The organism is Mucilaginibacter sp. (assembly GCF_028288105.1).
Classification (GTDB): domain Bacteria; phylum Bacteroidota; class Bacteroidia; order Sphingobacteriales; family Sphingobacteriaceae; genus Mucilaginibacter.
The window spans coordinates 1-11,275 of sequence record NZ_JAQBOI010000016.1 but is presented as its reverse complement, the minus strand read 5'-3'; the positions used below and the strand labels follow the sequence as shown (position 1 = coordinate 11,275).

12 protein-coding genes and 1 pseudogene are annotated in these 11,275 nt (G+C 43.1%); 11 read left to right on the top strand and 2 right to left on the bottom strand.

The genetic code is table 11. The features are described from left to right. The 8 genes and pseudogenes from JWQ85_RS00970 to rlmD form a co-directional block, all read left to right on the top strand. Positions 1–236 (top strand): annotated as a pseudogene (locus JWQ85_RS00970) (TetR/AcrR family transcriptional regulator); the annotation flags it as partial. 67 nt (positions 237–303) lie between these two features. After that, positions 304–705 (top strand): hypothetical protein, encoded by a 402-nt coding sequence (locus JWQ85_RS00965; protein ID WP_299462551.1) that lies wholly within the window; start codon positions 304–306, stop codon positions 703–705. An 89-nt stretch (positions 706–794) separates the two neighbouring features. After that, complete coding sequence (locus JWQ85_RS00960) at positions 795–1,427, top strand: hypothetical protein (RefSeq protein WP_299462548.1); 633 nt, start codon at positions 795–797, stop codon at positions 1,425–1,427. Further along, a complete protein-coding gene (locus JWQ85_RS00955) occupies positions 1,424–1,729 on the top strand; it encodes a transcriptional regulator (protein ID WP_299462545.1) in 306 nt (101 codons plus the stop codon). Before JWQ85_RS00960 ends, JWQ85_RS00955 begins: the two co-directional genes overlap by 4 nt. Positions 1,730–1,810: 81 nt before the next feature. Next, entirely contained in the window at positions 1,811–2,563 is a 753-nt protein-coding gene (locus tag JWQ85_RS00950; protein WP_299462542.1) for a ferritin-like domain-containing protein, read from the top strand. Further along, positions 2,553–3,026, top strand: a complete 474-nt coding sequence (locus tag JWQ85_RS00945) for a hypothetical protein (protein ID WP_299462539.1) — start codon at positions 2,553–2,555, stop codon at positions 3,024–3,026. Before JWQ85_RS00950 ends, JWQ85_RS00945 begins: the two co-directional genes overlap by 11 nt. A 359-nt stretch (positions 3,027–3,385) precedes the next feature. Beyond that, positions 3,386–3,886, top strand: coding sequence for a hypothetical protein (locus JWQ85_RS00940; RefSeq protein ID WP_299462536.1), 501 nt, complete (start codon positions 3,386–3,388; stop codon positions 3,884–3,886). Positions 3,887–3,960: 74 nt separating this feature from the next. Next, positions 3,961–5,382, top strand: a complete 1,422-nt coding sequence (rlmD, locus tag JWQ85_RS00935) for a 23S rRNA (uracil(1939)-C(5))-methyltransferase RlmD (protein WP_299462533.1) — start codon at positions 3,961–3,963, stop codon at positions 5,380–5,382. A 381-nt stretch (positions 5,383–5,763) separates the two neighbouring features. On the opposite strand, the gene JWQ85_RS00930 is transcribed toward rlmD, so the two are convergent. Beyond that, the gene (locus tag JWQ85_RS00930; RefSeq protein WP_299462529.1) at positions 5,764–6,735 is read right to left on the bottom strand and encodes an NAD-dependent epimerase/dehydratase family protein; all 972 of its coding nucleotides are present in this window, start codon (positions 6,733–6,735) and stop codon (positions 5,764–5,766) included. A 60-nt stretch (positions 6,736–6,795) separates the two neighbouring features. Between JWQ85_RS00930 and JWQ85_RS00925 the strand changes: the two genes are divergently transcribed. The 3 genes from JWQ85_RS00925 to JWQ85_RS00915 are packed head-to-tail and all read left to right on the top strand — an operon-like array spanning position 6,796 to position 10,384. Then, positions 6,796–7,977: a formimidoylglutamase gene (locus JWQ85_RS00925; RefSeq protein ID WP_299462526.1), complete on the top strand. Its 1,182-nt coding sequence runs from the start codon at positions 6,796–6,798 to the stop codon at positions 7,975–7,977. A 52-nt stretch (positions 7,978–8,029) separates the two neighbouring features. After that, the gene (locus JWQ85_RS00920) at positions 8,030–9,202 is read left to right on the top strand and encodes a TlpA disulfide reductase family protein (RefSeq protein WP_299462523.1); all 1,173 of its coding nucleotides are present in this window, start codon (positions 8,030–8,032) and stop codon (positions 9,200–9,202) included. Positions 9,203–9,253: 51 nt separating this feature from the next. Next, positions 9,254–10,384 (top strand): TlpA disulfide reductase family protein, encoded by a 1,131-nt coding sequence (locus JWQ85_RS00915; RefSeq protein WP_299462520.1) that lies wholly within the window; start codon positions 9,254–9,256, stop codon positions 10,382–10,384. A gap of 128 nt (positions 10,385–10,512) precedes the next feature. Here JWQ85_RS00915 and JWQ85_RS00910 read toward each other — a convergent pair. Continuing rightward, a partial coding sequence (locus tag JWQ85_RS00910) for a phosphoribosylglycinamide synthetase C domain-containing protein (protein ID WP_299462515.1) occupies positions 10,513–11,275 on the bottom strand: 763 nt, incomplete at its 5' end.

Sequence of the window (11,275 nt, the reverse complement as noted above, 5' to 3'; positions counted from 1 at the left end):
TTTTAAAGAACCTTTCAAACGAACTGGAAGAACTGCTGGTACATTCATTTACCCAACTGGCCGTCCGCAAGCACGAAACTTATCAGCAGCGGATCCGTTTCCTCATTAAATGCAGTAAAAGCATTGTGTTCAGCTTCGCGTTTACATCGGTAAGCGATAGCGATGTGCGCAAAAACTTTGTATCTTTCCAAAAAGAGATCTTGCCTTATTTGGTGAAGGCGGCATTGCAGGTGTAGTCCCCACTGATTTATTGGCTTTCTCTGATCTTTTCCTTATTTTAGAACTACTAAACCAATTGCGATTATGGGAAATGCATTTGATGCAGTAATGCTCAAACGGACCGATGCCGACCTGATAAACATCCTAAACAGCCCCGAAGGCGATTATCAACCGGCCGCGCTCGAATCGGCAAAAAGTGAATTTGAGCGCCGTAACTTATCCCAAGAGCAAATTACGGTTGCTGCTCAGGTAATAGAACAAAAGCAACAGGCCGATACAAACAAAGCAAACGAGCCACTTGGCATTATGCCTAAAATTGTAGCTCTTTTATTTCCAGGTGTATTATTGCTTATATTTTCGTTGACTTATAAAGCAGATGGTTATTACCGTAAAGCAAAAGAATTAAGAAGGTGGACCTTGTATGGTGTGGGTTTTTACACCGGGCTAATTATTCTGTCGGTTTTAATCACTGCACTGTCTTTATAGAAATCTTTTAGCCAAATAGATGTAATCGCGAAATAATATTTGGAAGTTAAATTTTTAATAACTTACTTTGGACAACAAAGTACTTTTAAGTGAAAGAAAACGAAATACAGGACGAGCTTACATCCATCCGCAGTATGATGGAGCGCTCCTCAAAATTCATATCGCTAAGCGGCCTTAGTGGTGTGTTGGCAGGAGTTTACGCGCTTATTGGAGCGGCACTTGCTTATAATATTATATATGGCAGCGGGGGCTTTTTTAGCTACCGCGAATATGTGATGGCCGATGTTGACCGATCGCCTGCAAGGTTATTCACTTTAATATTGATTGCCCTGGCGGTGCTGATCGCATCGGTGATAACAGGTATTGTGCTTACTATCCGCAAGGCAAAAAAGAAGGGCCAGCCGGTTTGGGGCAATACCAGCAGACAACTTTTGTTTAATATGACAGTACCACTGTTTACAGGTGGGGCTTTAATGCTTGTTTTAATAAATCGCGGGTACTTTGGCGTTATAGCTTCGGCATCGTTAATATTTTATGGCCTGGCATTGGTAAACGCAAGTATTTTTTCTTTTAAGGATGTACGTTACCTTGGTATTTGCGATATTTTTTTAGGTTTGCTGGCTGGCCTGCTGCCGGGTTATGGCCTGCTATTTTGGGCTATTGGCTTTGGCGTACTGCACATTGTTTACGGCAGCATTATGTACTTAAAATACGACCGGTGAAGATTCCATTTGAAAAACTTGATAAAGCCTTTGAGAACCGTCTGCGTTTGCAAATAATGAGTGTGCTGGTAGTGAATGAGCGCTACGATTTTAACTCGCTAAAAGAACTGTTGGATGCATCAGACGGTAACCTGGCATCGCACCTTAAAGCTTTAGAGAAAGAGGATTACATTAGGGTACACAAATCTTTTTTAGGGCGCAAGCCCAACACCAATTACGAGGCCACCGCTACAGGCAAACAAGCGTTTAAACAACATTTGGATGCTTTGGAGCAGATCATAAAAAATCAGAAAACGTTATAAACTATATTTTTTTACCTAATCACTTTGTAATTCAAAGTACTTTCAAGTTATCAAGCTATATAAAACTAAACATCAAAAGCTATGCATACAAGTAATTACTGGATAGGGTATTTCCAGGCAAATGCCCGCCACAAAAGAGTTAACTGGAATTTGGCGCCAACCATTACACAGGACGAGATCGCTACCATACTGCCATCGTTACAGGCATGGCAACTGGGCGAAACATCTGAAGGGGAACACCTCATAGCGGCATCAACCCGCTATGCCTATCGCCTTGGCGACCCCGATTATGTGGATGCTGTTAAACTTTTTATAAAGGAAGAGCAAAAGCATGGTAACAACCTGGGCAGGTATATTGATAAAATAGGGCAAAAGAGGATAAAGAACGACTGGGGTGATACGTTGTTCCGCAAGGTGCGCTACTTTAACACCAGCATGGAACTATGGACGCTGGCGGTTATTGTGGTAGAAAGCACCGCCCAGATCTTTTACCAGGCCCTTAAAGATGCTACCCATTGCCGTTTGCTGAAAGATATTTGTACCGATATTTTAATAGACGAAGCCCCGCATATCACTTTTCAAACAGAACGGCTGGCCATCATATTTGAAGGGAAACCGGCATTTTCAAAAGCCTGGCGCAAGGTGGTGTATAAACACTTTTTCCATGCAACATCATGCCTGGTATGGTACGCCCATAAAAAGCTATTTATGGCAGGCGGGGTAACCTTTGATATGTATGTGAAGAAAATGCAGTACAAGTACAACAAAACCATCGAAGCTATAACCGCCCCACCGGCAGATCATAGATTGATAACCGTCAAATATGAACACTAAATTCATCAACCTTAAAATTATAAGCATGCAATCAAATTCATTCGTTTACAGTGTAAAAGTATGGCTAACCAGTGTTGTTTTAGCGCCGCTAATGTTCCTTATAATCGAGATATGTTCGAATAACAGATACCATTTAAATTCAACTGCTTTTATAGATCAGCAGATAAGCACCTATGCAATATGTGTTGTATTTGGTGGTATATTCTCGTTGATTACCTGGCTGCTTTTCTTTTTCATTATTAAGGTTATTACTATTTACTTTCCACCAGTTCGGGAGGTCAAATACGGGATAGCGGTTATAGGCGCGTTACTAACGTTCGGGACTTTTTCTATATTTTTCCCGGTGTTCGATATTCAAGACGAATTTTTTTACCTGATGATCTCGAACTGTATTTGCATTGCAGGGGGCTCATGCTTCTACAAACTGGAAATTATCCTTGAACAGAATGTCATTTCAAATTAAATAAATCAGCAAATCAGAATACCGTTTTGGTTTTGGGTATAATAAATACTATGTTTGCATAGTAAAATATTATGTCATGAGTAGGGAATTAGCAGAATTTTCGGACCTGATAGATGAACAATTTGATAAAGAAGATACCGAACCGGATACCTTCTGGAACGATATCCTGAACTTGTTTATCTGAACAATTAGAGTAAAGCGACTTAGGTCAACATTCATATTTGTTCACTAAGCCATGGAAATGGTATGCTATTACTATTTGCTTTTTAGGCATTCTCGTAAAGAGGCTTAATAGCCACGCTACATTTTTTCGATTAATTAGATCAAATTACAACTTCCATTTTTTTATCTTTATAAGTATGAAAAGATATACGCAAGAAGGAAGGTTGGCCGATGTTATTACTTTAATTTCTTTACTATCTGTTGATGTGCACGCTTTTCGAACTATATCAAATTTGAACGATGCTTTAAGAGGTAAACCTCAATCAAGTGAAAATTGGGAAGATATTGCGAATAAACATCCCGAGTTTTTTAGATTTAACGGCAAACGAGATTGTATTGCTTTGCTGATTCGGTCTTATTTTGCGGAGGATTTAAAAGGGCATCGTCAAGTTCTTTCTGTTATTGAAACTCAAAAATTAATAGACACAGCTATTTCATTACATGATAAGGAAATCCTTCTAAAACAAAAAAATGGCTACCTGTATTCATTTATAGGTTCATTAATTGTAGCTGTAATTGCAGTGTCTGGTGTGATATTCAGTACAGTTTACAGTAATAGAAGCAATAATATTGTTTTACAAAAAATAGATTCATTGAATACTAAAATTCAAAGAATAGAACATAAAATGATAAAATAAATCTTTGTGTTCTCTGTGGTAAACTCAACCCTCCCATTCTAAAAATTGATAAATACGCTTAACTTTGCAGCCTGATGAGTAGATCTGCAAAAAAACCTAAGTTCTTTGAGAACGTTACCGTAATTGATATTGCCGAAGAAGGCAAGGGAGTTGGCAAAGCCGAAGATTTTGTGCTGTTTATAGAAAAAGCCGTTCCCGGCGATATTGCAGATGTAGAGGTTTACCGCAGCAAAAAAAGTTTCGGCGAAGCAAAAATAACCCGCCTCATTCAGCCATCAGAATACCGTATCCCTGCTTTTTGCGAGCACTTCGGCACCTGTGGAGGCTGTAAATGGCAGCACATGACCTACGAAGCGCAGCTAAAATTCAAACAAAAAGCCGTGCACGATGCCTTAACCCGTATCGCCAAAATTGAAGTAGGCCACATGGACGCCATCATTCCATCGCCAGCCGACCGCTACTACCGCAACAAACTGGAATACACTTTCTCTAACAAGCGCTGGCTATACGACGGCGAGAGCCGTGAAGACGAAACGCTTGATATGAACGCGCTGGGTTTCCATATTCCCGGTCGTTTTGATAAGATCTTGAACATAAACCATTGCTACCTGCAGGCCGAACCATCAAACGATCTGCGAAACAGCATCAACGCTTTTGCTAAAGAAAATGGGATCAGTTATTACGATGTGCGTCAGCACACCGGTGCTTTGCGTAACCTGATCATCCGTACTTCATCAACCGGTGAAATTATGGTTATCGTAGTTTTCGCTCACGCGGATGAAGAGCAGGTTAACCTGCTGATGAACTATGTAGATGCCGCGTTCCCAAACATAACATCGTTGTTGTACATTCTGAATCAAAAGATGAACGACACCATATTTGACCAGGAAGTGATAGCCTGGAAAGGCCCCGAATATATCCATGAGGAAATGCCTGCGGCAAATGGAAACGTAGTGCGTTTCAGGGTTGGTCCAAAATCTTTCTATCAAACAAACTCGATACAAGCCCTGCGCCTTTACGAAATAACCCGCGATTTTGCAGGCTTTACCGGCGATGAGCTGGTATACGACCTTTACACAGGCGCCGGTACCATTGCCAATTTTATTGCAGGCCATGTGCGCGAAGTGGTAGGGGTAGAATATGTGCCATCGGCTATTGAAGATGCCAAGGTAAATTCAGAGATCAATAACATCACCAATACCAAATTCTTTGCAGGCGATATGAAAGATGTGCTGGTGCACGATTTTGTTGCAGAGCACGGCAAGCCGGATGTGATCATCACCGATCCGCCACGTGCCGGAATGCATGCCGATGTTGTTGCCCGCCTGATGGAAATTGAAGCCGATAAAATAGTTTATGTAAGCTGCAACGCGGCCACCCAGGCCCGCGACCTGCTGATACTAAAAGAAAAATACGACACCGTAAAAATTCAACCCGTAGATATGTTCCCGCATACACAGCATGTGGAAAATGTGGTACTGTTGAAGCTGAGGTAGGGGCTCTTTATCATTGCCGTTGGCTTCAGCCAACGGAGAACAGACAGTCATTTTCTGGCTTCAGCCAAATATTGTAGAGTTTGGGCTAAAGCCCTTTATATGCTTGCTATTCCGTCCCATAAATGGGACGGCAATGAATTGAAATTCCCCACCCTCTTTGCGCTGCAGAGAGGGGCGACAAGCGTAGCGACGTCAGGGTGAGTAAATAGACGCCCTGTAAAGTACCCACATCATTGCCGTTGGCTTTAGCCAACGGATAAAAGGTACACATTTTCTGGCTTCAGCCAAAGTATTGTAGAGTTTGGGCTGAAGCCCTTTATAATATGCTCACTATTCCATCCCATAAATGGGACGGCAATGAACCAAGAGTGACAATGTGGATTATTGATTGCAGATAGCTGCGCAAATCTCCTTTATACTTTCACTCACCGGTTTAAACTCAAACCCAATAGTATCCTTAATTTTACTGTTGTCAAACTCGCGGGTAACCGACGCTGCCCGCGCGCTGGTTTTATCAAGGGCGGGTGCTTTACCGGTAATGGCACCAATTAACGATGCGCCGCGCCAGGCCAGTTCCATTATCCAGGGTTTGGCTAATGTGGTTGGTGCAGGTACGCGCAGGCACCCGGCAATTTCTTCAAAAAGCTGTTTGTAGTTACGGTTCTCAGCATTAATAATATAACGTTCGCCGCTTATATCGCTTTCCATCAGGGCTATCATGCATTTGGCTACATCCTGCACATCTACAAAGCCAATAGTGCCCCGGGTGTAAAATTTCAGGCCTTTGCGTACGGTCTCAAATATTTGCCCGCTGCCTGCGGTGCCCGCGCTTGTGCCAATAATAATGGTAGGGTTCACTATAACGGCATTCAATCCTTCGGCAACCCCGCGCCAAACCTCCATTTCGCTTTCCAGTTTTGATATGGCATAGCCATCGGTTTCTGTCGACGAATCCAAGTGATGGTTTTCGGTGATCAACTCGCCGGGCTTAGCCTCGCCCACTGCCGCTACCGAACTGGTGTGTACCACACGGATCCCCTTCTCATTGCATAGGTCAACCAAATTGGCTGTACCGCGCACGTTGGTACGGATCATCGGGTCTTTATCGGCCTGTTTTAAGGAAACAAAAGCGGCGCAGTTATATACCTGTGTTACATCTTCCAATGCTGCTTCCAGCGCGAAAGCATCCATCAGGTCGGCATCAACCCATTCAATTTTTGCAGCATAAGGCTCCAATAATTTGGGGATGGTAGACGATGCCCGTTTGGTGCAACGGATACTGTTCCCCCGAAGGATAAGTTCTTTTGCTAATTCGGCCCCTAAAAAACCTGTTGCACCTGTAACTAAAATCATATGCAAATGTGTAAAAAATCTGCACATTTGCACATCTGCATATTTGCACATTTATAACATATGTCCTTAGCCGATTTTTTTACACCCATCGATCTTAAAAAGATCACGCCAAAAAATGGATATTTTACCAGTCAGCTGGGCGATAAGATCGAGCATTATTCGGTTGATTTTCCCGATCTGGAGCAAAAAACGGATATCGCCATTATTGGTGTGCTTGATGATCGCAATGCTATAAATAACGCCGGCTGTGCCTTAGGGCCCGATTATGTACGCGAGAAATTATACTTATTGCACGAGGGGGCTTACAGCACCAAAATAGTAGACCTGGGTAACATTGCCCGCGGCGAAACCGTTGTTGATACCTACTACGCCTTAAAAACCGTGGTAGAAGAATTAATAAAGAAAGATATTGTCCCCCTTATAATTGGTGGCGGGCAAGATCTGACCTACGCCCAGTACCTGGGCTATGGGGCCCTGGAGCAAAAGATAGACCTGCTGGTGATAGATTCGCAGTTTGACCTGGAAGAAGATGGCCTGCACGAAACCATCGAAACCACCTCGGCATCGTACCTTAACAAGGTATTCCTTCATGAGCCTAACTATCTGTTCAATTACAGCAATATGGGTTACCAAACCTACTTCGCTAATCAGGATAGTTTACGGGTGATGGACAAGCTTTACTTTGATGTGCACCGCTTAGGCGAGCTAACCTCAAACATTGCAGTGGCCGAGCCAATTATCCGTAATGCCAATATGGTGAGTTTTGATATGGGCGCCATCCGCTCGTCAGATGCTGTAGGGAATGCTAATGCCAAACCAAACGGTTTTTACGGCGAAGAAGCCTGCCAGATTTGCCGCTATGCCGGTTTTAATGATAAACTAACCTCCATTGGTTTCTACGAATTTAACCCCGCTTACGATAGCAACGGCCAAACCGCTATGCTGTTGTCGCAAATGATATGGTATTTTATTGATGGTTTTTATAACCGCAAGCGCGATTTCCCCCTCAACCCAAAATCGCAATACCTGATCTATAAAACCAGCCTTACGCATGACGAGCACGAAGTGGTGTTTGTAAAAAGTAAAAAAAGCGATCGCTGGTGGATGCAGGTGCCATACCCAACAGGCGGCTCTAAGAACGAACGCTTCCATTTAGTGCCCTGCCGTTATGAAGATTACAAAACCGCGGTATCCGGCGAGATGCCCGATCTATGGTGGCGTACTTATCAAAAATTAAACTAACCCGCAATTCATTAGGCATTTACACGTTATTGATACTTTACTAATAATTTAAATGAAGAAATTCCTGTTTACCATAGCGGCCTTTTTGCCGGTATTTGCATTTGCCCAAAACGCGCAGCCCTTTACTGTAAAAAGTAAGCTATCTAACATTACCGGCCCGGCTAAAGCCTATTTAGTTTACTATTTAGGCTCCAACAGTGTAACAGATTCAGCTTCCATTGTTAACGGCGAGTTTAAGTTTGATGGCGAAGTAATGGATCCGGTTATGGCATCGTTATTCATCGATCATAAAAACGTAGGTTTTGCAAAGTATATAGAGCAGAATTTTCCGGATGGCGGCCCTTCAAAAACAGCAGATGGCTTAAGCTTTTTCCTGGAGAAAGGTAACCTAACCATTACCGGGAAAGATTCTATAGCAAATGCTGATATTGCAGGTTCGGCCATAAATGATGATAACAAAAATCTTAAGGCACAGCTAAAGGTAATTGTAGATAAGGCGCAAAAGATCACAGAGGAAACCAAAAAAGCATCTGCCGAGCAGCAACGCTCAGCGGCTTTCCAGAACGCTACACAGGCCAAATACACGGTACTGCAGCAAGAGCAAAAAACTGTACTGAAGAATTTTATCACCACACATCCGGCCAGTTATATCAGTTTATTGGCGCTTTCAAGTGTTAGCGGGCCAACACCGGATGTTGCTGATGTTGAGCCATTATATAACCTGCTATCGGCTGATCTGAAAAACACCGAAGGAGGTAAACAATTAAAGGTATCTATCGATGCGTTAAAATTAACCGCTATTGGTGCAACCGCACCAGATTTTTCGCAGAACGATGAAAAAGGTTTGCCGGTGCGACTGTCATCTTTCCGCGGTAAATATGTGCTTGTGGATTTTTGGGCATCGTGGTGTGGCCCCTGCAGGCAGGAAAACCCTAACGTTGTAAAAATGTACAACAAGTATAAAGGTAAGGGCTTTACAATACTGGGTGTGTCGTTAGACAAAGCCGGAGACAAAGCAGCATGGTTGGCTGCTATCAAAAATGACGGACTTACCTGGACACAGGTATCCGACTTAAAAGGATGGAGTAACCTGGCAGCCAGCTTATACGGTGTGCAATCTATCCCTCAAAACTTCCTGATAGACCCGCAAGGGAAAATTGTTGCCAAAGGCCTTCGTGGCGACGATCTTGACCACAAACTGGAAGAATTGCTGGGCAAGATTTGATTTATCAGTTATTAAATTGATATTAGGCGTTTAAAACTGACATAACTTATTATGAAAAAAATACTTTTAAGCGCCATAGCGCTTTTGCCCGTGCTGGCTTTTGCACAGAACACCAAATTTACCATACAGGGTAAAGTTGGCGTGGCAAGCGCCCCGGCCAAAGCCTACCTTCAATACCGTAAGGATGGTAAGACAATTATAGATTCAGCCGTTTTAAAAAATGGTGAGTTTACATTTACTGGTGATGCAGGTGCAACACCTACACCAGCCTACGTTTTACTAAACGAAAAAGGATCGGGCATGAACAGCACGCGCGATTACAAATCTGTTTATGTAGAGCCGGGAACTATCACCATAACAGGTGCTGATCTTGTGGCAAAAGCAAAGGCTGATGGTACAAAAGCGAACCACGAGAACGAGCTTTACCACACCGCCATGCAGCCTGTTAACGATGGTTATGCCGCTATGGAAGCAAAAGAAAAAGCTACCCCTGAGGCAGAACAAAAATCGGCAGAGTATATTAAACAAAACAAACTGGCCGAAAAAGCTATAGAGGCGCAGGAAAATGCCATCAATAAAAAATTCATTCAGGAACATCCTGATTCTTACATCAGCCTTAGCGTATTACAATCATTTGCATATAGCGCCGACTATGTAGATATAGCGCCATTATACAAGGCGCTTTCTCCTGCAATAAAAGCATCAGCAACAGGTAAAGAGTTTGGCGCATTAATGCCTAAATTAAAGGCCGTGGCTTTGGGCGCAACTGCACCTGAATTTGCCGAGGCAGATACCGCCGGTAAAATGGTTAGCCTTGCATCATTTCGTGGGAAGTATGTGCTGATAGATTTTTGGGCATCATGGTGTGGCCCTTGCCGTGCCGAAAACCCAAATGTGGTTAAAGCGTATAATGCTTATAAAACAAAAAACTTTACTATTTTGGGTGTATCGTTAGATAGGCCTAACGCCAAAGAAGCATGGTTGAAAGCTATTCATAAAGACGGCCTTACCTGGACACAGGTATCCGACCTGCAATTCTGGAAAAGCAAAACTGCCGAGCTTTACGCAGTACGTGGCATCCCTCAAAACTTTTTGATAGACCCTAATGGCAAGATCATCGGCAAAAACCTAAGGGGCGATGATCTGGAAGCTAAACTGGCAGAGTTGTTCGGGAAGATATAATTTTTAAGTCCGCATGTCGGTAAAGACAGAAAGTCCGAAAGAAGCTTCGCAGCTAAACCTTTCGGACTTTCTATTTTTTAAAATTATCTAATTCGTCTTCCGGACTTATCCGACGTCGGACTTCCCGACTACAACAAATCGAACCCTATATCTTTCCTGAAATATACACCGTCATAATAGATCCGTGCTGCATCGGCAGTTGCTTGTTGCAGGGCATCGAACATATTATCCTGTAGGCTGGTAACAGCTAATACACGGCCGCCAACTGCTTTTATGTCTTCGCCAACAAGTGTGGTGCCTGCATGGAACACATGCGAATCGCGTACGTTTTCAATTCCGCTGATGGTTTTATCCTTTAGGTATTCGCCGGGGTAACCGCCAGCAACGCAAACTACTGTTGCGGCAGTTTTGTTGGATATGATCAGCTCCTTCTCGTTCAAATTACCTTCGGCAACGCCCATTAGCAAGTCCACAAAGTCCGATTCGATACGTGGCATAACGCTTTCCGTTTCCGGGTCGCCCATGCGGCAGTTGTATTCAATGGTGTATGGGTCGCCATAGCAGTTCATAAGGCCAATAAAAATAAAGCCTTTGTAGGGTATGCCTTCCTTCTTTAAACCTTCAACCGTAGGGATGATGATCCTTTGCTCCACCTTCTGCATAAATTCATCATCAGCAAAAGGCACCGGCGACACCGAACCCATGCCACCTGTATTTAAACCGCTGTCGCCTTCACCAATTCGTTTATAATCCTTGGCTTCGGGTAATATTTTATAGTTGGTGCCATCGGTCATCACAAAAACTGATAGCTCAATACCTTGTAAAAACTGCTCAATAACTACCATAGAGCTTGCATCGCCAAACTTGGCTTGGGTAAGCATTTCAAGCAAC